25 protein-coding genes are annotated in these 23922 nt (G+C 70.6%); 8 read left to right on the top strand and 17 right to left on the bottom strand.

Features of this window, described 5'->3' with window-relative positions; genetic code table 11:
• Positions 1-110: 110 nt before the first annotated feature.
• Genes AAD528_RS12020 through AAD528_RS12010 form a run of 3 tightly spaced genes read right to left on the bottom strand, consistent with a single transcriptional unit; the run spans position 111 to position 1859 of the window.
• On the bottom strand, positions 111-419 hold the full coding sequence (locus tag AAD528_RS12020; protein WP_345752319.1) for a DUF3349 domain-containing protein: 309 nt from the start codon (positions 417-419) through the stop codon (positions 111-113).
• 1 nt (position 420) lies between these two features.
• On the bottom strand, positions 421-696 hold the full coding sequence (locus tag AAD528_RS12015) for a hypothetical protein (RefSeq protein WP_345752318.1): 276 nt from the start codon (positions 694-696) through the stop codon (positions 421-423).
• Complete coding sequence (locus tag AAD528_RS12010; RefSeq protein WP_345752317.1) at positions 696-1859, bottom strand: inorganic phosphate transporter; 1164 nt, start codon at positions 1857-1859, stop codon at positions 696-698. The genes AAD528_RS12015 and AAD528_RS12010 overlap by 1 nt, the downstream gene beginning before the upstream one ends.
• 107 nt (positions 1860-1966) lie before the next feature.
• Between AAD528_RS12010 and AAD528_RS12005 the strand changes: the two genes are divergently transcribed.
• Entirely contained in the window at positions 1967-2638 is a 672-nt protein-coding gene (locus tag AAD528_RS12005; RefSeq protein WP_345752316.1) for a class I SAM-dependent methyltransferase, read from the top strand.
• A gap of 88 nt (positions 2639-2726) precedes the next feature.
• Here AAD528_RS12005 and AAD528_RS12000 read toward each other — a convergent pair whose 3' ends face one another.
• From AAD528_RS12000 to AAD528_RS11965, 8 genes are all read right to left on the bottom strand, one after another.
• The gene (locus AAD528_RS12000) at positions 2727-3821 is read right to left on the bottom strand and encodes an ABC transporter ATP-binding protein (protein WP_345752315.1); all 1095 of its coding nucleotides are present in this window, start codon (positions 3819-3821) and stop codon (positions 2727-2729) included.
• Entirely contained in the window at positions 3821-4666 is an 846-nt protein-coding gene (locus tag AAD528_RS11995; protein ID WP_345752314.1) for an ABC transporter permease, read from the bottom strand. Before AAD528_RS11995 ends, AAD528_RS12000 begins: the two co-directional genes overlap by 1 nt.
• Positions 4663-5598 (bottom strand): ABC transporter permease, encoded by a 936-nt coding sequence (locus AAD528_RS11990; protein WP_375339614.1) that lies wholly within the window; start codon positions 5596-5598, stop codon positions 4663-4665. The genes AAD528_RS11995 and AAD528_RS11990 overlap by 4 nt, the downstream gene beginning before the upstream one ends.
• Positions 5595-6716, bottom strand: a complete 1122-nt coding sequence (locus AAD528_RS11985; RefSeq protein ID WP_345752313.1) for an ABC transporter substrate-binding protein — start codon at positions 6714-6716, stop codon at positions 5595-5597. Before AAD528_RS11985 ends, AAD528_RS11990 begins: the two co-directional genes overlap by 4 nt.
• A 196-nt stretch (positions 6717-6912) precedes the next feature.
• Positions 6913-7953 carry a hypothetical protein gene (locus AAD528_RS11980; RefSeq protein ID WP_345752312.1) on the bottom strand — a complete coding sequence of 347 codons (1041 nt, stop codon included), beginning with the start codon at positions 7951-7953 and terminating at the stop codon, positions 6913-6915.
• A gap of 146 nt (positions 7954-8099) precedes the next feature.
• On the bottom strand, positions 8100-9392 hold the full coding sequence (locus AAD528_RS11975) for a GNAT family N-acetyltransferase (protein WP_345752311.1): 1293 nt from the start codon (positions 9390-9392) through the stop codon (positions 8100-8102).
• 64 nt (positions 9393-9456) lie between these two features.
• Positions 9457-9699: a zf-HC2 domain-containing protein gene (locus AAD528_RS11970; RefSeq protein ID WP_345752310.1), complete on the bottom strand. Its 243-nt coding sequence runs from the start codon at positions 9697-9699 to the stop codon at positions 9457-9459.
• Positions 9696-10484, bottom strand: coding sequence for a sigma-70 family RNA polymerase sigma factor (locus tag AAD528_RS11965; protein WP_345752309.1), 789 nt, complete (start codon positions 10482-10484; stop codon positions 9696-9698). The genes AAD528_RS11970 and AAD528_RS11965 overlap by 4 nt, the downstream gene beginning before the upstream one ends.
• Positions 10485-10515: 31 nt before the next feature.
• Between AAD528_RS11965 and aroA the strand changes: the two genes are divergently transcribed.
• From aroA to bcp, 3 genes are all read left to right on the top strand, one after another.
• A complete protein-coding gene (gene aroA, locus AAD528_RS11960; RefSeq protein ID WP_345752308.1) occupies positions 10516-11853 on the top strand; it encodes a 3-phosphoshikimate 1-carboxyvinyltransferase in 1338 nt (445 codons plus the stop codon).
• Between the two features lie 85 nt (positions 11854-11938).
• The gene (rsgA, locus tag AAD528_RS11955) at positions 11939-12988 is read left to right on the top strand and encodes a ribosome small subunit-dependent GTPase A (protein WP_345752307.1); all 1050 of its coding nucleotides are present in this window, start codon (positions 11939-11941) and stop codon (positions 12986-12988) included.
• Positions 12989-13111: 123 nt separating this feature from the next.
• Positions 13112-13585: a thioredoxin-dependent thiol peroxidase gene (gene bcp / locus AAD528_RS11950; RefSeq protein ID WP_345752306.1), complete on the top strand. Its 474-nt coding sequence runs from the start codon at positions 13112-13114 to the stop codon at positions 13583-13585.
• A 532-nt stretch (positions 13586-14117) separates the two neighbouring features.
• On the opposite strand, the gene nrdF is transcribed toward bcp, so the two are convergent.
• Genes nrdF through nrdH form a run of 4 tightly spaced genes read right to left on the bottom strand, consistent with a single transcriptional unit; the run spans position 14118 to position 17987 of the window.
• A complete protein-coding gene (gene nrdF / locus AAD528_RS11945) occupies positions 14118-15092 on the bottom strand; it encodes a class 1b ribonucleoside-diphosphate reductase subunit beta (RefSeq protein ID WP_345752305.1) in 975 nt (324 codons plus the stop codon).
• Between the two features lie 34 nt (positions 15093-15126).
• Positions 15127-17289, bottom strand: coding sequence for a class 1b ribonucleoside-diphosphate reductase subunit alpha (gene nrdE / locus AAD528_RS11940; RefSeq protein ID WP_345752304.1), 2163 nt, complete (start codon positions 17287-17289; stop codon positions 15127-15129).
• Positions 17268-17699 carry a class Ib ribonucleoside-diphosphate reductase assembly flavoprotein NrdI gene (gene nrdI / locus AAD528_RS11935; protein ID WP_345752303.1) on the bottom strand — a complete coding sequence of 144 codons (432 nt, stop codon included), beginning with the start codon at positions 17697-17699 and terminating at the stop codon, positions 17268-17270. The genes nrdE and nrdI overlap by 22 nt, the downstream gene beginning before the upstream one ends.
• Positions 17700-17753: 54 nt before the next feature.
• Complete coding sequence (gene nrdH / locus AAD528_RS11930) at positions 17754-17987, bottom strand: glutaredoxin-like protein NrdH (RefSeq protein ID WP_345752302.1); 234 nt, start codon at positions 17985-17987, stop codon at positions 17754-17756.
• 390 nt (positions 17988-18377) lie between these two features.
• On the opposite strand from nrdH, the gene AAD528_RS11925 reads away from it, so the two are divergent.
• The 3 genes from AAD528_RS11925 to AAD528_RS11915 all read left to right on the top strand — a co-directional run bounded on the left by AAD528_RS11925 (position 18378) and on the right by AAD528_RS11915 (position 21728).
• Positions 18378-19586, top strand: a complete 1209-nt coding sequence (locus AAD528_RS11925) for an MFS transporter (protein ID WP_345752301.1) — start codon at positions 18378-18380, stop codon at positions 19584-19586.
• Positions 19587-19815: 229 nt separating this feature from the next.
• The gene (locus tag AAD528_RS11920; RefSeq protein WP_345752300.1) at positions 19816-20574 is read left to right on the top strand and encodes an alpha/beta fold hydrolase; all 759 of its coding nucleotides are present in this window, start codon (positions 19816-19818) and stop codon (positions 20572-20574) included.
• Positions 20571-21728: an acyl-CoA dehydrogenase family protein gene (locus AAD528_RS11915; RefSeq protein ID WP_345752299.1), complete on the top strand. Its 1158-nt coding sequence runs from the start codon at positions 20571-20573 to the stop codon at positions 21726-21728. Before AAD528_RS11920 ends, AAD528_RS11915 begins: the two co-directional genes overlap by 4 nt.
• Before the next feature lie 6 nt (positions 21729-21734).
• Here the strand turns inward: AAD528_RS11915 and AAD528_RS11910 are convergent, their stop codons facing one another.
• Entirely contained in the window at positions 21735-22010 is a 276-nt protein-coding gene (locus tag AAD528_RS11910) for a metal-sensitive transcriptional regulator (RefSeq protein ID WP_203135935.1), read from the bottom strand.
• Between the two features lie 50 nt (positions 22011-22060).
• Between AAD528_RS11910 and AAD528_RS11905 the strand changes: the two genes are divergently transcribed.
• On the top strand, positions 22061-23326 hold the full coding sequence (locus tag AAD528_RS11905) for a DUF445 domain-containing protein (protein ID WP_345752298.1): 1266 nt from the start codon (positions 22061-22063) through the stop codon (positions 23324-23326).
• 1 nt (position 23327) lies between these two features.
• Here the strand turns inward: AAD528_RS11905 and AAD528_RS11900 are convergent, their stop codons facing one another.
• Positions 23328-23807, bottom strand: a complete 480-nt coding sequence (locus AAD528_RS11900; RefSeq protein ID WP_345752297.1) for a YbaK/EbsC family protein — start codon at positions 23805-23807, stop codon at positions 23328-23330.
• Positions 23808-23922: the final 115 nt, after the last annotated feature.

Here is a 23922-nt window from a genome sequence, read left to right as displayed (position 1 = left end):
AGCGGCCGGTCCCCTCGGGGCCGGCCGCTTCGGCGTTGCGGAGGTCGGCTCTCCTCGATGTGCCGCGATTCCGCGACCATGGGCGGCACGTGGCGGCAGGCGGCCGCGCGCTACGCCTCGAGGTGGTCGAAGCCCTCGAGCGGCCAGCCGGCGGCGGCCAGGCGCGACGCGACGCGGTTCACGTCCGCGTCGCCCGGGTGCTCGAGCACGCGGCGGCGGGTCGCGTCGACGATGCTCTCGGCCGTGAACGGCCATCCCTCCCCCGCGATGAGCTCGTGCGTGACCGCGTCCACCTCGCCGTCCGTCAGCCGCCGGTGCAGCACCTCGAGCAGCGGCACGTAGTCCTGCGGCGGCACGCCGTCGGCGTATCCGGCCCGCAGCCAGCCGACGACGCGCTGGATGATCGAGGAATCCGTCACATCAGCCTCCGAAGATCTGCTTGCCGAACACGATCACGACGACGCCGAACAGCGCGGCGGCGACGCACAGCCCGAAGCACAGGTAGGCGACGGCGCGGCCCACGGGCGTCGTCGGCACCGGCGCGTTCGACTCCGGGTCGAGCCGGTGCCCCGCCGGCACGGACGCGAGCGAGCGCATTCCGAGGGCGAACAGCGCGGGCAGTCCCGCGCCGAACAGCAGGCCCACGACCACGACCTGCCACAGCGAGTTCAGGATCCCGCCGACGTCGATCTCCATCAGGGCACCCTCTCCAGACCGGGGTGAAGCGTGCCGGTCCACTCGTGGTTGACGTTGTCGGGGTTGATCGGCGTGCGGTTCGCGCGAAGCCACATCGCCAGCGCCAGGCCGATCAGGATCGCGAAGACGACCAGCACGCCGAGGAGCCCGCCGATCGCGTGGGCGATCAGCCAGCACACCACGCCGACGACTCCCGCGGACGGGAGCGTGATCAGCCAGGCGACGACCATCCGGCCCGCGACGGCCCATCGCACCTGGGCGCCCTTCTTGCCGATGCCCGTGCCCAGGATGGATCCGGTCGCGACGTGCGTGGTCGACAGCGGCAGCCCCAGGTGGCTGGACGACAGGATGATCGCGGCGCTGGACGCCTCCGCCGCCATGCCCTGCGGCGGCGCGATCTCCACCAGGCCCTTGCCGAGCGTGCGGATCACGCGCCAGCCGCCGAGGTAGGTGCCCAGCGCGATCGCGAGCGCGCACGCCGCCTTCACCCAGAACGGGATGTCGTCGTCCTGCGTCAGCCCGCCCGACGCGACGAGCGCGAGGAAGATCACGCCCATGGTCTTCTGCGCGTCGTTCGTGCCGTGCGCGAGCGAGACGAGCGAGGCCGATCCGATCTGCCCCCATCGGAAGCCCTGGTTCTCGATCCGCCGCGGCACGCGCGCGGTGATCCGGTACACGATCCAGGTGCCCGCCGCGGCGACCAGCGCCGCGATCACGGGCGACAACAGCGCCGGCAGGATGACCTTGCCGATGATGGATCCCCACAGCACGCCGTTCGCGCCGGTCACGATGCCCCAGACGAGGGCGGATCCGATCAGCCCGCCGAACAGGGCGTGGCTCGAGGACGACGGCAGGCCGAGGAGCCAGGTCAGCAGGTTCCAGATGATGCCGCCCACGAGACCGGCGAAGACGATCAGCATCAGCTGGTCGCCCTGCGCCTGGCTCAGGTCGACGACGTCGCCGCCCACGGTCTTCGCGACCTCGATGGACAGGAACGCGCCGACGAGGTTGAGCACCGCCGACAGGACGACCGCGATGCGCGGCTTCAGCGCGCCGGTCGCGATGGATGTCGCCATGGCGTTGCCCGTGTCGTGGAAGCCGTTGGTGAAGTCGAACGCGAGGGCGGTCGCGATCACGATCGCCAGGACGAGGAACTCTTCCATGCGGTCATCCTGCGCGCGATCCGCCCGCTTCCTCGGGGCGGTTCCGGATCTGTTCCGCGCCCCGCCACCCGCCATTCACCCGTGCCCGGGTCGGCTAGCGTGACCGGATGGACCATCGCGTGCTCGGCGCCGCGCTTGCGCGGATCGTCGCCTGGCTGCACCGCGCGAACCGCCGGCACCCCTGGAGCCACAACGACCGCCGGCACCGCTGGATCGCGAGGCGGCTTCCGGATCGCCGCGGCGCGGCCCTCGACGTCGGGTGCGGTCAGGGGCTGCTCGCGTGGCGTCTCTCGCACCGCTTCGCCCGGGTGCTGGCGATCGACGTGGACGGGCGGCAGGCCGCCGCGACGGCCGCGCGCTGCGCGGACCGCGCGAACGTGACCGCACGGCGGGCCGCGTTCGACGAGGCCGAAGGGGCGTTCGACTGCATCACGATGGTCGCGGTGCTGCACCATCTCGACCTCGACGACGCGCTCGCGCACGTGCGCCGCCTGCTCTCCCCCGGCGGCCGCCTGCTGGTCGTCGGTCTCGCGCGGCCGAGCGGGTCGGTCGACCTCGCATGGGACCTGCTGTCGGTCGCGACGAATCCGCTGATCGGGTTCATCCTGCATCCGCGCCCCGTCCTGGACGCGCCCTCCGGCGATCCGTTCCCCACGAAGGAACCGGATGTCACGCTGCGCGACCTCCGCGCCGCGTGCGCCCGGCACCTCCCCGGCGCGCGCTTTCGCCGCCGCCTCGGCTTCCGTCACACGATCGAGTGGACCGCGCCGCCGCGGTGAGGCGGCACCCGCATCCCCGGAGATCCCGGCTTCTCAGGATCCGGATCGCGGATGCGCTCCGGAGAACACGGCATCTCCGGAGAAGCCGTCACACGCCGGGCCGCACCACCACCGCAACCGGGTCGATGCCGACCGTGACACGCTCGTCGAAGTCGAGGCGCTCGCTCGCGGCGTGCTGCAGGCGCAGCAGCACGCCCGTCTCCGTACGCACCACGGTGCGGCGCAGCGACCCCAGGAACGTGGACTCCTGCACGACGGCGGGGATGGGCCCGCCGAGGCGCACGTTCTCGGGGCGCAGGAACGCCTCGGCCGGGCCGTCCTCGGCCGCGCCCACGACCGGCATGTCGACGCCGAGCACGGACGCGACGCCGCCGGAGACCATGGCGGGCACGATCGAGGACAGGCCGACGAACGCCGCGACGCCGGGCGTCTCGGGGCGCAGGTAGAGGTCCTCGGGCGTGCCGATCTGCTCGATCCGGCCGGCGTTCATCACGGCGATCCGGTCGGAGACGGCGAGCGCCTCCTCCTGGTCGTGCGTGACGAAGACGGTCGTGGTGCCCAGGCGCAGCTGGATGCGGCGGATCTCGTCGCGCAGCTGGACGCGCACCTTGGCGTCGAGCGCCGACAGCGGCTCGTCGAGCAGCAGCACGCGCGGCTCGGTGACCAGCGCGCGGGCGAGCGCCACGCGCTGCTGCTGGCCGCCCGACAGCTGGTGCGGGAAGCGGTCGGCGAGGTGCCCGAGCCCGACGAGGTCGAGCGCGTCGCCGGCGCGCTTCGTCGCCTGCACGCGGCCGACGCCGCGGCGGCGCAGGCCGAAGGCCGTGTTGTCGACGACCTTGAGATGCGGGAACAGCGAGTACGCCTGGAACACCATGCCGATGTCGCGCTTGTTGGTCGGCGTGCCCGAGACGTCCTGCCCGCCGAGCAGGACGGATCCGGCGCTCGCCTGCTCCAGGCCCGCCAGCACGCGCAACGCGGTCGTCTTGCCGCAGCCGGAGGGCCCGAGCAGCGACACGAACTCGCCTGGGCGGATGTCGAGGTCGATGCCGTGCAGCACGCGGGTGGGTCCGTAATCCTTCACGACCTGGCGGAACTCGACGCGGGTGCCCTCGCCGGCCTCGGCCAGCAGGACGTTGTCGGACGTGCGCGGCAGCCCGTGCGGGGCGTCGTCGACGGTGGTCATCAGGGGGCCTTCACTTTCTTCACGCGCGTCTTGGTGCGCAGCGGGGACGCGCCGGCCGCGCGGCCGCCGGCGAGGAATCCGAGGATCAGCAGGAGCACGAACACGAGCAGCAGCGCGAGCAGCGTGAACATCGCCGGGGCGACCGAGTCCTGCTTCTGCACCACGACCATCGCGGTCTGGAACACCTGGCGGTTCAGCAGCGACGCGATCGTGAACTCGCCGAGCACCACGGCCACGGAGATGAGCGACGCCGCGAGCAGTCCCTGGCGCAGGTTCGGCACGAGCACGCGCAGCACGACGTCGAGCCAGCTGGCGCCGAGCGAGCGCGCCGCCTCGCTGAGCGTGCGCAGGTCGATGGCGTCGAGCGAGGCCTGGATGGCGCGGTACGCGAACGGCAGCACGGTGATGCCGTATGCGAACGCGAGCGTCCACGCGCCCGTGCCGAGCGCGCGTCCGATCTGCAGGTAGATCGGCGCGAGGCCGACCACGAGCACGATCGCGGGGATCGAGATCGGCAGCAGCGCGACGAACTCGAATCCGCGCCGCAGGGAGGGGAACCGCAGGTTCACCAGGATGATCGTGGGCGTGACCAGGATCAGCACGATCGCGACGGTGACGACCGCGAGGGTCAGCGAGTTGCCGAGGCCCGTCCAGATCGGCCGCAGCGTGGCCGCCTTCGCCGGGTCGAGCAGGCTCGCCCAGTGCGCGCCCGTGACGCCGCCGGTCGCGGTGTCGCGGATCGTGTAGAGGAAGGTGCCGACGAGCGGCACGAGGAACGCGCCGCCGATCAGGACGCCGATGATCCAGCGCACCGGGCGGCCCGGGGCGATGCCTGCGCCGCTCATCGCTGCCACCTCGCGGCGCGGCGCTGCACGGCGGAGTACGCCCACATGGCGAGCGCGACGATCACGATCATGCCGAGCGCGAGCGCGCCCGCCAGGTTCTCGCGTCCGAGGACGGTCTCGCTCGTCAGCGCCGCCCGGATCTGCAGCGGCACGATCTGACCGCCCTGGCTGGCGAGCGCGGCGGCGGTCGCGTACGACGAGAAGGCGTTCGCGAACAGCAGCAGCAGGCTGGCGAGGAAGGCGGGTGCCAGCACGGGCACGCCCACGTGCGCCCAGAAGCCGGCGCGCGTGCCGCCGAGCGTCAGGTTCGCCTCGGCCCACTGGGGCTTGAGCGCGGCGAGCGCCGGCATGAACGTGATGACCATGAGCGGCACCTGGAAGTAGATGTAGGGCCCGAACAGGCCGGGCAGCTCGTAGATCCACGGGCCCTCGGCGTAGGGGTCGATGCCGGCGCCCTGGAGCAGCTCGGTCACCACGCCCTGCAGGCCGAAGGTCGCGATCCACGCGAACGCGAGCATGACGCCGCCGAACTGGGCGAGGACGCTGGATGCCGCGTCGACCACGCGGCGCATCGGGTGCGTGTCCGCGACCCCGAGCAGCGCGTAGCAGATCAGCGCGCCGAGCACGGCGCCGATGGCGGCGGTCGCGGCAGAGAGCCACACGGTGTTGCCGAACACGGCGACGATCGTCGGATCCGCGAGGGCCGCGAGATTGTCCGCGGTCAGCGCGCCGTCGGCGTCGAACAGGCCGGAGGCGAGCGACAGGATCGTCGGCAGCACCAGGAACAGCACGATGTACGCGGCGAACGGCGCGAGCCCGAGCCAGGCGAGCGCGGCGGATGCGGTCGCGCGCGGCGCGCGGGCCGGCGCCGCGGCGACCGCGGGCCCGGCCACGAGGCCCGGTTCCGCGGCCGCGAGGGGGGCGACGGTCACTGGACCGCCGAGGCCCACTTCTCGCCGAGCAGGACGCCGGCGGCGTCGCTCTGCTCCTGCGTCGGAACCAGCGTCTCGGCGGGCGTGGCGGGCAGAGCCGCGGCCAGGTCGGCGTCGATCGCGCCGGCCTCGGTCATGGCGTCCATGCGCGCCGGGCGGGCGCCGCCCTTCAGCCAGAGGTTCTGCGCCTCGTCGCTGTACAGGAACTCCTGCCACAGGCGCGCGGCCGCGGGGTGCGGGGCGTCCTTGTTGATGGCCTGGTTGTAGTAGCCGGCGTAGCCCTTGTCATCGAAGACCACGACCTCCCAGTTCGGGTTGTCGGCCTTGTGGGTCGCGTTGAGGTAGTCCCAGTCGAAGACGACGGGCGTCTCGCCGCTCGCGACGGTCGCCGTCGTGACGTCGACCTTGAGCAGGTTGCCGGCCTTCTGCAGGTCGGCGAAGAAGTCGATGCCGGGCTGGAAGTCGTCGAGGTCTCCGCCCGACTGGATGGTCGCGAGACCGACGGCCGCGAAGGCCGCTCCCGCCTGGGTCGGGTCGCCGTTGATCGCCACGGCGCTCTTGTAGTCGTCGCCGAGCAGGTCCTCGAGCGCCTCGGGGGCGGGGAACTTCGACGAGTCGTAGCCGACCGACATGTACCCGCCGTAGTCGCCGACGAACAGGCCGCTGGGCTCCTTGAGCGCGTCGGGGATCTCGTCCCACGTCTGCACCTGGTACGGCGCGAACACGTCGGTGCTCTGCAGCGCGACGGCGAGGCCGAGGTCGAACACGTCCGGCGCGGTGTCGAGGCCCTGGTTGGTCTCGGCGGCCGTGATCTCCTCCGCGCTCGAGACGTCGGGCGACTGCTCCGTGATGGCGATCTCGGGGTACTTCGAGGCGAACAGGTCGAGGATCTCGCCGTAGTTCGCCCAGTCGCGCGGCAGCGCGATGACGTTCAGCGCGCCCTCGGCCTTGGCGGCCTCCTCGAGCGCCTCGAACGAGCCGAACGCGTCGACGCTGGTGGCGGTGGCCGCGTCGACGGCGCCCTCGGCGGGCGCGGCTGCGTTCGATGCGCAGCCGGTGAGAGCGACGGCCGACGCGGCGACGAGGCCGAGCGCGGCGAATGCGGAACGACGGATCATGGATGTCCTCCGGGTGAATGGGAGCGTCCCGCGCTGTGGTGCGGGCTCGCGCTCGGGCAGCGCGGGTCTCGAGGCGAGACGACCCGACGCTACGCAGGGCGCGTGAACATCCCGCTCTCCGGGAGGTGAACGACGCTCCCGCTCTCGGTTACCGGCAGGTGGCCCACATCCCGGGATCCGGATCATGGCCTGGAGATCAGGACGAGCGGCGCTGCTCGCGCTTCCGGCGGCCATGCCTCCAGAGGTCGTGGACGCCGACCACCATGCCGAGGCCGGCGATGACCGTCACGACCCAGGTGATCGGCGCGTCCCACCGGATCCAGACCAGCGCGATCAGAATCGGACCGGCAATGACGGATGCCGTCGCCCACCCCGGCGAATGCACGAAGCTCCCGGCTTCTCGACGTTGCAGGTCCGCGAGGCGAGACTCGGCTCGCGTCAGGGCGCCGGCGGACTGTCCGGGCCGCCGGATGCTCGCGCCGTCGGCGCGCGCGCTTTCCCAGATCGTGCCCAGGATGCCCCGAGGCTCATAGTGCTTCGCGTCCGGGATCGGTTCGCCGTCGAGGGCCCGCGCGACTGTATCGGCAGGTACTCCGAACAGTGTGGCCAGCCCCTGCGCCCGCTCTCGCATGGTCCTGTCCTGGGCGAGCACTTCCCTCACAGACTCGACCGCGACGACCAGTTCGGGATCTGCGGTCAGCGCTGCGACCGCGGAGCCGCGAGCACGGTTCTCGTCGAGGAGGACAAGCGCGAGTCGGCGCGCATCGGCTTCGAACTCAGCTGGAGGCCACGTCGTCACCCGCTCGTCAGCAGGGCTGCAGTCGACCGCGTAGTAGTTCCCGCCGCACGTCTCCACACCGATCCACCCGCGCTCTCCGACTCCGCGCTCGCTGAGCGAGTGGAATGTCACGATGGGTGTATCGCGCGCCCCGGGCGGAAGGCCGACGGGCACCGACGCTGACCATCGCATGACAGTCCAGCCCTCGGCCGACCACGCTTCGACCGGAGTCTTCTGCCTCATCGCCTGGAGATTCCCGTCCACGAGGGGCCGATGGGAGAACTCGACGACGCGGCCTGGCGGATTCCAGTCTTCGCCGGCGGCATCCGCCACGAGATCCGGCTCGTCATCTTCCTGGCCGATCAGGTCATCCCAGGCGTCGAGCATCTCGACGTACTGCCACCGTCCGGCGCGCACGATCCGCGCCCGCACCGTCTCGATGAACGGGCCGGACTCCAACGATGTAGTAGGGGCCCGGGTCGACGAAGTACTCCTCATCCCTCATGGGCATCACCCTAGGTGCGGCCTGCGCGCCGCTCGCGCGGATGCGGACGACACGCCACCGCCACGATGAACCCCCGTCGTGGCAGTCGGCGCGATCCCCGTCAGTAGACGATGCTCAGGAACGGCGCGCGCGGCACGCGCAACGCGGCGTCGAGGGCATCGACCGACTCGGCCGACCCCGTGACGCGCCCCGCCGCCCGCAGCACCGCGAGCGGGAAGCCGCCGAGGTACGCCGCCGACAGCTCGATCACGGACAGCGCGACGTCCGGATCGCCCGTCGTCGGCGCCACCGTGGCACGGCCCTCCGCGATCTCGACGCGCCACGTCCCCTCCGCGTAGCCCAGCGGATCCGTCACCCGGAGGGTCAGCGCGGCCGGAGCGGCGTAGCCGCGCGCCTCGAGCGCCGCGGGGACGTCCAGGATGCGCAGCCAGCCGTGGTCCGTGACGGACGACACGGCGAGGCGCGGGTCGTCCAGGAGCCAGGGAAGCGGCTCGTCGACCGGGCGCATCGGCGCGGTCGCGGTCGCGACCAGGTCGTGCTCGATCGCGAAGCGCCACAGCGCGCCGAGCGCGGTGTCGTCCTCCGCGACGAGGTACCGGATGCTCAGCGTGCCGCCGTCGCCTTCCGGGTCTCCCTCGATGAGGTAGGCCATGACGCCGCGCGGCTCGCCGGCCTCGTCGACGTACCGGACGGCGCGCACCGCGTCGTTCCTGTCCTCGGCGAGCGCGAGGCGCCCGCGCCACCGCCGCGGCCAGCCCGGCAGCTCGCCGATCCGCTGCGCCAGTGTGCGCTCGTGCAGCGCGCCCATCAGGAGCGCCGCGTCCTCGCGATCGAGGTACTGCACGCGTCCCGGCGCCTCCGGGCCCGCCCAGCGCGCGCGGCGGCAGTCGACGTTCCACGCGGCGATCCTCGTGGCGGGCGCGAAGCCGTAGCGGCCGTAGATCGTGGCCTCGCTGGCCGTCAGGCCCGCGGCGGGGACGCCGGCGGCGTGCGCGTCGCGCAGCTCCGCCTCGAGCAGCGCGCGGGCGACGCCGCGGCGCCGGTGGGTCCCCGCGACGGTGACGGTGCTGATGGCCCAGGACGGCAGCCGGCCGCCCGGGATCGTCATGGGCGCGACCCACGAGCTCGCGGTCGCGATGGGTCGCTCGGCCTGCGGCGACGACGGGTCGTAGACGCCCGTGACGCGCCGCCACGACATGGGCTCGCGCCACTCCGCGATCTCGGCGTCCGAGAGCTCGGGCCCCGCGAACCCGCGGCGCACCGCGTGCGACCACTCGTCCATGACGGCCGCGCGCTCGTTCTCGATCAGGCGGTACTCGAGCCCTCGCTCCGCGAGCGCCGCCCGCGTCGTCTCGTCGAGGGGAAGCGCGCGGGCGTCGGGGAGCTCTGCCATGATCCGACCCTACCCAGCGGTCCCGACGGGGAAGGAGCCCCTTGCGCCGGCGGGCCGCGATGGGTCAGTGCGTGGCCTGGACGTCCCGCAGTCGCGCGAGCACGAGGTGCTTGAGCTCCTCGGGGGCGGTCTCCTTGCACGCACGCGCGACCACCTCGGTCAGCGTGCGCGAGACCAGGGCCTCGTCACGGCACGAGGCGCAGGTAGCCAGGTGCTCCTTGATGTCCGCATGCTCGGTCTTGCAGACCTCGTTGCGCAGGTACTCCTCGAGATCCTGCCGCGCCTTCTCGCAGCCGCAGTCGGTCATTTCTCACTCCTGTTGGGACGCCGGCCTCGGGGGGCGGTGCCGGCGGTGGTGTCTTCCGTGGCGGCCCGGATGCCTCGCTCGGCCGCGTAGTCCTGCAGCAGGTCGCGCAGCAGGCGGCGGCCGCGGTGGAGGCGGCTCATGACCGTGCCGATGGGGGTCTTCATGATGTCGGCGATCTCCTGGTAGGCGAAGCCTTCGACGTCTGCGAGGTACACCGCCATCCGGAAGTCGTCGGGGATCGACTGCAGCGCGTCCTTGACGACCGACGCCGGCATGTGGTCGATCGCCTCGGCCTCGGCCGATCGACTGCTCATGGCGGTGGTCGACTCGGCGCCGCCGAGCTGCCAGTCCTCGAGGTCGTCGATCGTGCCCTGGTACGGCTCGCGCTGCTTCTTGCGATAGGTGTTGATGTACGTGTTGGTGAGGATCCGGTAGAGCCACGCCTTGAGGTTCGTGCCCTGCGTGAACGACGCCCACGAGGCGAACGCCTTCACGAAGGTCTCCTGCACCAGATCCGCGGCGTCGCTGGGGTTGCGCGTCATGCGCATCGCGGCGCCGTAGAGCTGGTCCATGAACGGCAGCGCCTGCTCCTGGAACTGGTCGCGGGCGGTCTCCGGTCCGGCGTCGGCCTCCGGGCTCGCCTCGGCGGGCACCGGCCGCGCGGTCGCGTCGTCGGTGTCGGCCAGGTCCAGCTCGTCATCCATCACGCGCCAGTCTAGGCCGGTCGCCCGAGACGACATCGGGACGGCCAGCGGCCGCTCCGGAGCCAGAATCGTCGCAGTCATCCAGGTCCTCGCTTTCACTAGGGTGGAACCGATGACCTCGCGTGCGTATTCCCCCGAAGCCCCCCAGGGCGAGTACCTCGCGCCCGTCGCGGACGCCCCTCTCGACGCGGCCCTGACGATCCCCGGATCCAAGTCGCTCACGAATCGCGAGCTGATCCTGGCGGCGCTCGCCGAGGCTCCGAGTCGGCTGATCGCGCCGCTGCAGTCCGACGACTCGCGGCGCATGGTCGAGGGCCTGCGCGCGCTGGGCGTCGAGGTCGAGGAGGTCCCCGGAGAGGGCGGGTTCGGTCCCGACCTGCTGGTGCACCCGGCCGCTCCGTTCACGGGCGGCGCGACGGTCGACTGCGGCCAGGCCGGCACCGTGATGCGGTTCCTCGCCCCGCTGGCGGGCTTCGCGTCGGGCGACGTGCTCGTCACGGCGCACGAGAGCGCCCTGCACCGCCCGATGGCCGAGATGATCCGCGCGCTCCGCGACCTCGGCGTGGACATCGACGACGGCGGCCACTGGTCGCTGCCCTTCACGGTGCGCGGCCACGGGCATGTGCGTGGCGGCGAGATCTCGATCGACGCGTCCGTGTCGAGCCAGTTCGTGTCCGGCCTGCTGCTGGCCGCCCCGCGCTTCGACGTCGGACTGCACCTGCGCCACACGGGCGCGCGTCTGCCGAGCGTGCCGCACATCGACATGACGGTCGAGGCGCTCGCCCGCCGCGGTGTGCACGTCGAGCGCCCCGCGCCGGGCGAGTGGATCGTGCCCGCCGGATCGCTGCGCGCCAAGGACATCGCGATCGAGCCCGACCTGTCGAACGCCGCGCCGTTCCTCGCGGCGGCGATGGTCGCGGGCGGCTCCGTCACGATCGCCGGCTGGCCGCCGCACTCGACTCAGCCGGGCTCGCAGCTCGCGGACATCCTGCAGCTGATGGGCGGCCGCGTGAGCCGCCGCGGCGGGGCCCTCACGGTCGCCGCCGGGCGCGGCATCCACGGCGTCGACCTCGACCTGTCGGCCGTGAGCGAGCTCACCCCCACGCTCGTGGGGCTCGCGGTGTTCGCCGACTCCCCCACGACCTTCCACGGCATCGCGCACATCCGCGGTCACGAGACCGACCGGATCGCGGCGCTCGCGGCGAACGTGACCGCGCTCGGCGGCGACGCCGAGGAGATGCCCGACGGCATCCGGATCACTCCCCCGGCCGTGACCGGCACGCCGCTCGTCGGCGGCACCTGGCGCGCTCACCACGACCACCGGATGGCGACCACGGGCGCGCTGATCGGTCTGCGTGTGCCGGGCGTGGTGGTCGACGACATCGGCACGACCGCGAAGACCCTGCCCCAGTTCACGCAGCTGTGGGACGAGATGCGGGGCGCACGGTGACGAGCGGAACCATCGGTCGACGAGCGAGCCTCGGGCGAGTCGAGACGACCCGCGGTGTCCGGCCGCTCGATCGAAGCGAGTCGCAGTGAGCTGGCTCGACGATCCGCTCGACGACGAGGACGAGCCCCTCTTCGACGAGAGCGACGTGCGCGTGCGCCCGAACCCGAAGGGCAACCGGCCGCGCACCAAGCGTCGCCCCGCGCACGAGGACGCCACGATCGCGCGCGTCCTCGGCGTCGACCGCGGCCGCTACGCGGTGCTGGCGGGCGAGGACACGCCGGATGAGCACCAGCTCACGGCCGTGCGCGCCCGCGAGCTGCGCAAGACCCCGATCGTCACGGGCGACCGCGCGCGGATCGTGGGCGACACGACGGGCGAGGAGGGCACGCTCGCGCGCATCATCGGGATCGAGGAGCGCACGTCGCTGCTGCGGCGCAGCGCCGACGACACCGACCAGGTCGAGCGCGTCATCGTCGCGAACGCCGACCAGATGCTGGTCGTCGTCGCCGCGGCGGATCCCGAGCCCCGGCCCCGTCTCGTGGATCGCTACCTGATCGCGGCGCTCGATGCGGGCATCCGGCCGCTCATGGTCGTCACGAAGACGGACCTCGCCGATCCGGCGCCGTTCCTCGCGCACTTCGACGGCCTGGACGACCTCCGCGTGTTCACGAGCGCGCGCGACGAGACACCGGCCGACGCGATCGGACAGGCGCTGATCGGCCACTCGACCGTGTTCGTGGGGCACTCCGGCGTCGGCAAGTCGACGCTCGTGAACGCGCTCGTCCCGACCGCCGGACGCGCGACGGGCCACGTCAACGTCGTCACGGGCCGCGGCCGCCACACGTCGTCGTCCACCGTGTCGCTGCGCTACCACGGCCACGGCGGGTCCGGCTGGGTCATCGACACTCCCGGTGTCCGCTCCTTCGGGCTCGGACACGTGGATCCGGCCAACATCCTGCGCGCGTACCGCGACCTCGAGGACGTCGCAGAGCAGTGCCCGCGCGGCTGCACGCACCTCGCCGACGCTCCGGACTGCGCGCTGAACGAGGCCGTCGCGGAGGGCCGCCTGCCCGCCGCCCGCGTCGACTCGCTGCAGCGCCTGCTCGCCACCTTCAAGGACCGCACGGACTACTGACGAGACCCGGCTCCGGCCCCGCATCGAGAACACGTGTGATCAGCGACGACACGCCTTTTCGGGCCCGATCTGGCATGTCGTCGCCGAGAACACGTGTTCTGGTGCGCGGCCTAGGCTGGACGGGTGACTGACACGCGCCTGGAACCCGGAACACCCGCCCCCGACTTCACGCTGCAGGATCAGGACGGCGCGCCCGTCTCGCTCGCGGACTTCCGCGGCGGCAAGGTCGTGCTGTACTTCTACCCCGCCGCGATGACCCCGGGCTGCACCACCGAGGCCTGCGACTTCCGCGACAGCATCGGCTCGCTCGCCGGCGCCGGCTACACGGTGCTCGGCGTCTCGCGGGACACGCCTGAGAAGCTCGCCGAGTTCCGCGATCGCGACGGCCTCACGTTCGGGCTGCTGAGCGACCCCGACGCCGCCGTGCACCGCGCCTACGGGGCGTGGGGCGAGAAGATGAACTACGGCAAGGTCGTCGAGGGCGTCATCCGGTCCACCTTCGTGCTCGACGAGCAGGGCATCGTCACCACGGCGCTCTACAACGTCAAGGCCACCGGCCACGTCGCGCGCCTCCGCCGGGAGCTCGGCGTCGACTGACGCCGCCACGCGAGGAGATCCGGCTTCCCGAGGACGAATCGGATCCGGATCTCCTCGCGAAGCCGGATCTCCTCGGCTGGACGGCGGGTAGGGGCTGAGGCAGGCCGCGACCTCCTGGCTCGGTACCCCGACCAGAGGCAGCACGACACGGTTGCGCTGCGCTGACCGTCGGGTTCTGCGATCCACGGCCAACGCGTGGGCACCCACAGCGGATCTCGTCGATGCGGCATATGGCCTGCTCCCTGGGAGGGGCGGTTTCGCTATTCTCTGCGCCCACTCATAATTAGGGGGCGAACGAGCTGGGGCCCTCCGGGGGGAGGGCGCTCGGAAGCGCACCGCCCCTCTCGGGTTGAGCCTCCTGCTCCCCGGGAGGGGTCACCCTCAACAGCTGAGCCCGGTCTCACATCTGCGCCCCTCGATCAGTTGTGGGCAAGATGTGGGCAAGCCCCCGACGACGTGCTCAGCATGAGCACTATTCGTCGACGGCCTGTTGACCATAGTCGCGCCCAGATATCGGCTATGGTCAGGCATTTCAGAAGTCCCAGTCGTCGTCGTCGGTGGCTTCGTGCTTGCCGATCACGTACGACGAGCCCGAGCCGGAGAAGAAGTCGTGGTTCTCGTCCGAATTCGGCGAGAGCGACGACAGGATCGTCGGGTTCACGTTCGTGACCGATGCCGGGAACATCGCCTCGTAGCCCAGGTTCATGAGGGCCTTGTTGGCGTTGTAGTGCAGGAACTTCTTGACGTCCTCGGTCAGGCCGACCTGGTCGTAGAGGTCCTGCGTGTACTGCACCTCGTTGTCGTAGAGCTCGTACAGCAGCGAGAACGTGTAGTCCTTGATCTCGTCCTTGCGGGCCTGGTCGGCCTGCTCGAGCCCCTTCTGGAACTTGTAGCCGATGTAGTACCCGTGCACGGCCTCGTCGCGGATGATGAGGCGGATCAGGTCGGCCGTGTTCGTCAGCTTCGCCCGCGACGACCAGTGCAGCGGCAGGTAGAAGCCCGAGTAGAACAGGAAGCTCTCGAGCAGGGTCGAGGCGACCTTGCGCTTGAGCGGGTCGTCGCCACGGTAGTAGTCCATGACGATCTGGGCCTTCTTCTGCAGGTTCGGGTTCTCGACCGACCAGCGGAACGCCTCGTCGATCTCCTGCGTCGAGCACAGCGTCGAGAACACCGACGAGTAGCTCTTGGCGTGCACCGACTCCATGAACGCGATGTTGGTGTACACCGCCTCCTCGTGCGGGGTCAGCGCGTCAGGGATCAGCGAGACCGCGCCGACCGTGCCCTGGATCGTGTCGAGCAGCGTGAGGCCCGTGAACACGCGCATGGTGAGCTGCTGCTCATCCGGCGTGAGGGTGTTCCACGACTGGATGTCGTTCGACAGCGGCACCTTCTCGGGCAGCCAGAAGTTGTTCACGAGGCGGTTCCACACCTCGACGTCCTTGTCGTCCTGGATCCGGTTCCAGTTGATCGCCTGGACGTGGTCCAGCAGCTTGACGGCTTCAGTCATGATTCCTTCTTCAGCAGATCCGAGCTCAGCGGCGTCACAGCGTGCAGCTGACGCACTGATCGATGTCCGTGCCCTCGAGTGCCATCTGGCGCAGGCGGATGTAGTAGATCGTCTTGATGCCCTTGCGCCATGCGTAGATCTGCGCCTTGTTGATGTCGCGCGTGGTGGCGGTGTCCTTGAAGAACAGCGTCAGCGACAGGCCCTGGTCCACGTGCTGCGTCGCCGCGGCGTACGTGTCGATGACCTTCTCGTAGCCGATCTCGTAGGCGTCCTGGTAGTAGTCCAGGTTGTCGTTCGTCATGAACGGCGCCGGGTAGTAGACGCGGCCCAGCTTGCCTTCCTTGCGGATCTCGACCTTCGACGCGATCGGGTGGATCGACGACGTCGAGTTGTTGATGTACGAGATCGAGCCGGTCGGCGGCACGGCCTGCAGGTTCTGGTTGTAGATGCCGTGCTGCTGGATGGACGCCTTCAGCTCGCGCCAGTCGTCCTGCGTCGGGATGTGGTGACCCGCGAACATCTCCGCGACCTTGGCGGTCGCCGGAACCCACGCCTGCTCGGTGTACTTGTCGAAGAACTCGCCCGACGCGTACTTCGAGTCCTCGAAGCCCTCGAATGCGACCCCGCGCTCGATCGCGAGCTTGTTCGAGGCGCGCAGCGCGTGGAACAGCACCGTGTAGAAGTAGATGTTCGTGAAGTCGACACCCTCCTCCGAGCCGTAGTAGACGCGCTCGCGGGCGAGGTAGCCGTGCAGGTTCATCTGGCCGAGGCCGATGGCGTGCGACTTGTCGTTGCCGTCCTCGATCGAGCGGACCGAGCGGATGTGGCTCTGGTCGCTGACCGCGGTGAGGGCGCGGATCGACGTCTCGACGGTCTGCCCGAGGTTCGGCGAGTCCATCGCGAGCGCGATGTTCAGCGAGCCCAGGTTGCAGGAGATGTCCTTGCCGATCTGGTCGTACGAGAGGTCCTCGTTCAGCGTGGTCGGCGTGTTCACCTGCAGGATCTCGCTGCAGAGGTTGGACATGTTGATCCGGCCCTTGATCGGGTTGGCCTTGTTCACCGTGTCCTCGAACATGATGTACGGGTAGCCCGACTCGAACTGGATCTCCGCGAGCGTCTGGAAGAACTTGCGCGCGTTGATCTTCGTCTTCTTGATGCGCGGGTCGTCGACCATCTCGCGGTACTTCTCGGTCACCGAGATGTCGCCGAACGGCACGCCGTAGACGCGCTCGACGTCGTACGGCGAGAAGAGGTACATGTCCTCGTCGTTCTTCGCGAGCTCGAACGTGATGTCCGGCACGACGACGCCGAGCGACAGCGTCTTGATGCGGATCTTCTCGTCGGCGTTCTCGCGCTTGGTGTCGAGGAACTTCATGATGTCGGGGTGGTGCGCCGACAGGTACACCGCGCCCGCGCCCTGCCGCGCACCGAGCTGGTTGGCGTAGCTGAACGAGTCCTCGAGCAGCTTCATGACGGGGATGATGCCGCTGGACTGGTTCTCGATCTGCTTGATCGGGGCGCCGGCCTCGCGGATGTTCGACAGCAGCAGGGCCACGCCGCCGCCGCGCTTGGACAGCTGCAGCGCCGAGTTGATGCCGCGCGCGATCGACTCCATGTTGTCCTCGATGCGCAGCAGGAAGCAGCTGACGAGCTCGCCGCGCTGCGCCTTGCCGGCGTTGAGGAATGTCGGGGTCGCGGGCTGGAAGCGTCCCGAGATGATCTCCTCGACGAGGTTCCAGGCGAGGTCCTGGTCGCCGTTCGCCAGCGCGAGAGCGGTCATGACGACGCGGTCCTCGAAGCGCTCGAGGTAGCGCTTGCCGTCGAACGTCTTGAGCGTGTAGCTCGTGTAGTACTTGAACGCGCCGAGGAAGGTCTCGAAGCGGAACTTCTTGCCGTACGCAAACTCGTTCAGGCGCTCGACGAACTCGAACGGGTAGGCCTCGATGACGGCGCCCTCGTAGTACTCCTTCTCGACCAGGTAGTCGAGTCGCTCCTTGAGCGAGTGGAAGAACACCGTGTTCTGGTTGACGTGCTGCAGGAAGTACTCCCGCGCGGCGCGCTTGTCGGCGCCGAACTGGATCTTCCCGTTCTCGTCGTACAGGTTCAGCATCGCGTTGAGGGCGTGGTAGTCCATGCCCTCGAACTTCACGTTGTGCTTGAAGTCCGCATCCGTGGTCAGTGCTGTTGCTTCCACCATCGTTCCAATCCGTCGGAGACGCGTTCGACGTCGTCGGGTGTGCCGAAGAGTTCAAGCCGGTACAAGTGAGGCACGTGGCACTTGCGGCTGATGATGTCGCCGGCGATGCAGAAGCCTTCGCCGAAGTTGGTGTTGCCCGCGGAGATCACCCCGCGGATGGCTCCCCGGTTGCGTTCGTCGTTGAGGAACCGGATCACCTGCTTGGGGACGGCCCCCCGCCCGTCGCCCCCGCCATAGGTGGGGGTGACCAGGACGTAGGGCTCGGTGATGACCAGTTCGTCGTCGCTGCGGTGGAGGGGGATCCGCTCGGCCCGCATTCCGAGCTTCTCGATGAAACGCGCGGTGTTGCCCGACACGCTCGAGAAATAGACAAGGAGCGGCGCCTCAGTCGCGGTGACTGTCGCGGTCATCTCTCCTCCGTTCGCCGGGCCTGCCGACTCGTCAGGATCGGCAGGTGCGGCCGATCAGGCGAGGCGCGTAGCGAGCTCGTCGATCATGTCGGGACGGAAGCCCGACCAGTGGTCCTCGTCGGTCACGACGACCGGCGCCTGCATGTAGCCCAGGGCCTTGACCTGCTCGAGAGCCGTCGGGTCCTGCGAGAGGTCGACGACCTCGTACTCGATGCCCTTGGAGTCGAGCGCACGGTAGGTGGCCGTGCACTGGACGCAGGAGGGCTTGGTGTAGACCGTGATCGCCATGGCGCTCTCTTCTTCCCCTCGAAAACCTGGTGAGATCCGGTGGACCTCCACCGGGACCTCAATACTACATATGGGTACGGACATTCCGGGTCACCACTAGGACTAGTAGTTACACGGTTGTCATTTTCCACCGTTCTCCACCGCCCCACCACAGGTCTGTCCACCGATCCCTCCACAGCCCGCGCGCTGCGCGGCCGGCCCGGATCGGGCGGGAAATCGCGGTTCCCGGCGCGGCCGCGACGGCTTCTCCACAGGTACGACGCTAGGGAGGGCCTCCGACATCCCACAGGCTGTGGATCCCTGCTCCCCGGCGTGTCGCGGCGTGTCGCACCCGTCGCCTGCCCTGCCCCTGCCCAGCCTCCGAAGGTGCCCACCGGATAGCCTGAAGGGATGTCGTCCTACCGTGAGCTGGCCCGCACCCCGGGCGTCGCCCGGATCATCGCCGCACAGCTGACGGCGCGATTCCCCTCGGGCATGATCAGCCTCGGCATCCTCATCCACGTCGAGCATCTGACCCACTCGTACGGCGTCGCCGGTACGGTGCTCGCGGCCATGTCGATCGGCCAGGCGTTCGCCGGCCCGATCACCAGCCGCTGGATGGGCCGCTGGGGCATGCGTCCCGTGCTGACCACGCTCACGCTCCTCTACGCCGCGGCCGTCGCGGTCGTCGCGCTCGCCCCGTTGCCCGTCCCCGCACTGATCGTGCTCGGCATGCTCGCGGGCCTGTCGACGCCGCCCGTGCAGTCGGCGGTCCGCACGATCTATCCCAAGCTCGTCAACTCGCGTCAGCTCACGGCGCTGTACTCCCTCGACGCCTCGCTGCAGGAGATCATCTGGGTCGCCGCTCCCGTGCTCGTGACGTTCCTGGCGCTGCAGGTCTCGTCGGTGCTCGCGCTGCTCGTCATCTCCGCCGTCGCCCTCGCCGGCGGTGCGTGGTTCATCCTGTCTCCCGAGGTCGGACGCGTGCGCATCCCGCGCAGCCGCGCAGCCTTCGGTCGCGTGCTGCGCAAGCCCACCGTTCTGCTGACCACCGCGATCGGCGTGCTGTTCATCGGCTCCGCCGCCGCGATCGAGGCCGGCGTCGTCGCGACCTTCGGCGAGGGCGGCGTCGAGTCGGGCCTCGTGCTGGCCGCCTACGCCTTCGGCAGCCTCGTCGGCGGTCTCGGCTCCGGCGGCATCCCGATGAGCCCATGGTCCACGGCCCGGCGACTGGTCATCGTGGCGATCGGCAGCGCGCTGACGCTGCTGTGGGTGACGAACCCCGTGGGACTCGCGGCCTCCCTGTTCATCGCCGGCGTCGGCTTCGCCCCGGCCCTGGCCGTGATGCTCGCGGGCACGTCCGCGAGCGTGAAGTTCAGCGAGACCGCCGAGGCGTACGGCTGGATCAACACGGGTCAGCTCATCGGCGCGGCGCTCGGATCGATGGCCGCCGGCTTCGCGATCGACGGCACGGGCGCCGTGGGCGCGTACGTCGTGAGCATCGCGATGGTCGTGGGCGCCGCGATCATCGCGGCGGTCTTCCACCGGGCATTCCCGGATCTGCGCCACCGCGACGCCTCCCCGATTCCCGACACGGAGCAGCTCCCGGTCATCACGTAGTTCTCAGCTCGCTCCGCTCGCCGTCGCACGCGCTCGGCCGACGCTCCGCGCCGGCACTCGCGAGCGACACGCTGTCGCTGACGCTCCATCGAAGGCAGCGCTTCGCGCTGCGGGGCCGCTTCGCGGCACGCTCGCTCCGCTCGCACCTGGTCATACACCGACCTCGCCTTCGGGGGAGCCCGAGCGCGTGGGACGCGCGAGCGGAGCGAGCGAATGAGAAGCTGATGCCATGACGCCTGCTCCCGTGTCTCTGCCCCGGATCCACTGGGGCGATCCGTCCTCGGATCGCCGCGCGCTGCTCGTCCACGGGCTGGGCTCGTCGGGCGCGCTGATGTGGCGCTTCGGCGTGGCGCTCGCGGACGCCGGATGGCACGCCACCGCGGTCGATCTGCGCGGTCACGGCGACGCTCCCCGCGCGCTCGACTATTCGATCCCGGCGTACGCCGCGGACGTCGCCGCCACGTGGCCCGAGGGCGGCGGCGCGTGGGACCTCGTGATCGGCCACTCGCTCGGCGGCGCCGCCACCACCGTCGCGGCCGCGGACCATCCGGACTGGGCGCGTCAGGTGGTCCTGATCGATCCGGCGATCTTCGTGGACGACCGCGACGCGGGCATCGTCCGCCGCAGCCAGGAGCGCGCGTTCGCCGACAACCGGATCGAGGCGGTGCGCGACGAGCACCCGCACTGGCACCCGCAGGATCTCGAGCTGAAGGTCGCCGGCGTCGCCCGCGCGAGCCGGTGGGCCGTCGAGCAGACCAGCGCGCAGAACCGCACGTGGGACGTCCGCGAGGCCGCGGTCCGCCTGCAGGTGCCGATGCACATCCTCGGCGCCGACCCCGAGGTCTACAGCATCTTCGCCGGCGCGCTGGCCGAGGAGGTGCTGGGAAACCCGCGGATCTCGATGTCGATCGTGCCCGGCGCAGGCCACTCGCCGCACCGCGACGAGCCCGAGCAGACCATGCGACTGCTGTCGGAGGTGCTGTCGTGAGCGTCGACCCCCGCGAGATCCTGACCGACGAGCTCGTCGAGCGGATCCGCTCGCGCGCGGCCGCCGTGGACGCCGGCAACGCGTTCCCCGACGAGGATCTCGCCGAGCTCCGCGAGGCCGGCTACCTGCGCGCGCTGGTCCCGGCCGACCGCGGCGGACTCGGCCTGTCGCTCGCCGACGTCTCGCTGCTGCAGCAGCGGCTCGCCGAGGCCGCCCCAGCGACCGCCCTGGCGATCAACATGCACCTGGTGTGGACCGGCGTCGCGAAGGTCATGTGGGATCGCGGCATCGACGATCTCCGCTTCGTGCAGGAAGCCGCCGCCGCGGGCGAGGTGTTCGCGTTCGGGATCAGCGAGGCCGGCAACGACCTCGTCCTGTTCGGAAGCGACACCGAGGCGGCGCCGCAGCCCGACGGGTCGTACGCCTTCACCGGCACGAAGATATTCACGTCGCTCGGCCCGGTGTGGACGCGGCTCGGCCTGCACGGCCTCGACACGACCTCCCCCGATGCCCCGCAGATGGTCTACGCGTTCGTCGGCCGCGACGAGCGCGTGGTCACCCGCGACGACTGGGACACGCTCGGCATGCGCGGCACCCAGAGCCGCACGACCGAGCTGCACGGCGCCGTCGCGCCCGCCGACCGCGTGGTGCGCCGGGTCGCGCCCGGCCCGAACCCTGATCCGATCGTCTTCGGCATCTTCAGCGTCTTCGAGCTGCTGCTCGCCTCGGTGTACACGGGCGTCGCGCGCCGGGCCCTCGACCTCGCGGTCGCGTCCGCGCAGGCGCGCCGCTCGAAGCGGACCGGCAGGACGTACAGCCAGGATCCGGACATCCGCTGGCGGATCGCCGAGATGGCCCTTGCCTATGACGCGCTCCCGCCGCAGCTGGCCGCGCTGTGCCGCGACATCGACGAGCGCGCGGATCACGGGGCGCGGTGGTTCTCGCTGCTGTCCGGGATCAAGCACCGCGCGACGGCGACCGCCAAGCGCGTCGTCGACGACGCGATGCTCGTCGCGGGCGGATCCTCGTTCTTCGCCGCGAGCGAGCTGTCGCGCCTGTATCGCGATGTGATCGCGGGCGCGTTCCACCCGTCCGATCCGGAGTCGGCGCACGCCACCGTCGCGACCGCCTGGCTGGGGCCGCTCGAGCAGTAGCCCGGATCAGCGCCCGTCGAAGTCGAACGCGCGCAGCAGCTCGGCGACCGCCTGCTCGCGGTCATCCTCCGCGCCGCTGTCGAACATGTGCGTGACGTGCGTGCGCAGGTGGTTCTCCAGCAGCAGGCGGTTGAGCGACTCGAGAGAGCGCTGGATCGCGCGCGACTGCGTGATGATGTCCATGCAGTAGTCCTCGTTCTCGATCATCCGGCCGAGCCCGCGCAGCTGGCCCTCGAGGATGCGGGTGCGATGCAGGGCTCGCTTCTGGATGTCTTCGATCACACGGCGAGAGTACCCCCACCGGGTATGAGGCGCGTGCGAGGATAGCGGGCATGGCGACCCTCGAGCTCCTCTCCCCCGCCGATCAGGAGCGGCTGCGGGGCCTGCGCCGCATGAAGGCCGTCGCGCTCGGCGCGCTGATCTTCATGGCGGTGCTGTTCGCGGTCGGCTTCGCGCTGCAGGATCGCGTGCCGGCCTTCGCGTACGTGCGGGCGGCGGCAGAGGGCGGCATGGTGGGCGCGCTGGCCGACTGGTTCGCCGTGACCGCGCTGTTCCGACGCCCGCTCGGCCTGCCGATCCCGCACACCGCGATCATCCCGACGCGCAAGGACGAGATCGGCCGCAACCTCGGCGAGTTCGTCGAGACCAACTTCCTCGAGGGCGGCGTCGTGCGCGCGAAGCTCGCGTCCACACCGATCGCGGCGCGGCTCGGCGCCTGGCTGAGGCAGCCGGAGCACGCCGAGCGCGTCGCGACGGAGAGCGCCGCGGTCGCCCAGGGCGTGCTGCGCGCGCTGAGCGACGACGACGTGCAGGATGTCATCGAGTCGCTCGCGCGACGCCACCTGATCCAGCCTGGATGGGGCGATCCGCTCGGCGGCTGGCTCGAGCGCGTCATCGACACCGGGGCGCATCACGGTGCCGTCGACCTCGCCGCCGAGACCGTTGCCGCGTGGCTGGACGCGAACCCCGAGTCCTTCCAGGGACTGGTCTCCCGCCGCCTGCCGTCCTGGGTGCCGTCCATCGCGCAGCGCCTGGTCGACCACACGGTCTACAACGAGGCCGTGGCGTTCGTCGGCGCGGTGCAGGCCGATCCGGACCACCCCGCTCGCCGCGCGATCGACGGCTACCTGGCGCGCCTGGCCCAGAACCTGCAGCACGACGACGCCACGCGCGGTCGTCTCGAGCAGGCAAAGACCACGCTCTTCGACAGTCCCGGCGTGCGTCGCCTCGCCGCCGAGGCGTGGGGTGCCGCCAAGCAGGGCCTGCTGCGGGAGCTCGAGCAGCCCGACAGCGCGCTCCGGACTCGGCTGCGTGACGCGCTCGCGGAGATCGGCGGCCGCCTCGAGGACGAGCCCGGGCTGCGCGCCCGAGTGGACACGTGGGTCACCGACGCCGCGGTGTTCGTCGTCGACCGGTATCGACACGACATCGCGTCGGTGATCACGGACACGGTCGAGCGGTGGGATCCCCAGGAGACGACCGAGAAGATCGAGCTGATGGTGGGACGCGACCTGCAGTACATCCGCCTTAACGGCACGGTGGTGGGCGCGCTCGCCGGCCTCACGATCTTCACGATCGCGCACGCCCTGCTGGGCTGACTCAGTCGACGCGCTCGACGCGCCCGCCCGTCAGCCGCACGAGCTCGTCGAACGTCAGCGGAAACACGGAGTGCGCGGTGCCGGCGGCGGCCCACAGCTGCGCGTACGTCGAGAGGTGCTCATCGACGACGGTCTCGATGGGCGCCGGATGGCCCGTGGGCGCGACCCCGCCGATCACCTGATCGGTCGCGGCGAGCACCTGAGCCGGCTTCGCACGCCGGATCGTGCCGCGGCCCAGCCGCGCGGCGAGGGCCGCGGTGTCGACGCGGTGCGCGCCGCTCGTCATGACCAGCAGCGGCCGATCGTCGCACCAGAACACGAGGCTGTTCGCGATGGCGCCGACCTCGACACCGAGCGCGGAGGCCGCGAGGACGGCCGTCGACGCGGCGTCCGGAAGAAGGACGATCTCGCCGCGGATGCCGGCCTCGGCCAGGCGCTCGGAGACGTGGATGTTGCGGGGGTGCAGCTGCGCGGTCGCCATGCCGCCAGTCTACGAAGGGGCGAAATGCCCAGGTAAATGCAGAAGGGCCACCCGTCGTTGGGTGGCCCTTCTGTCTTCACGTTAAGTCCGGCGGTGTCCTACTCTCCCACAGGGT

It is taken from the genome of Microbacterium rhizophilum, from assembly GCF_039605615.1.
In the GTDB taxonomy this organism is placed as follows: Bacteria; Actinomycetota; Actinomycetes; order Actinomycetales; family Microbacteriaceae; genus Microbacterium; species Microbacterium rhizophilus.
Note: the sequence above shows the minus strand (reverse complement) of the source record. Positions and strands in the feature narration are given on the sequence as shown.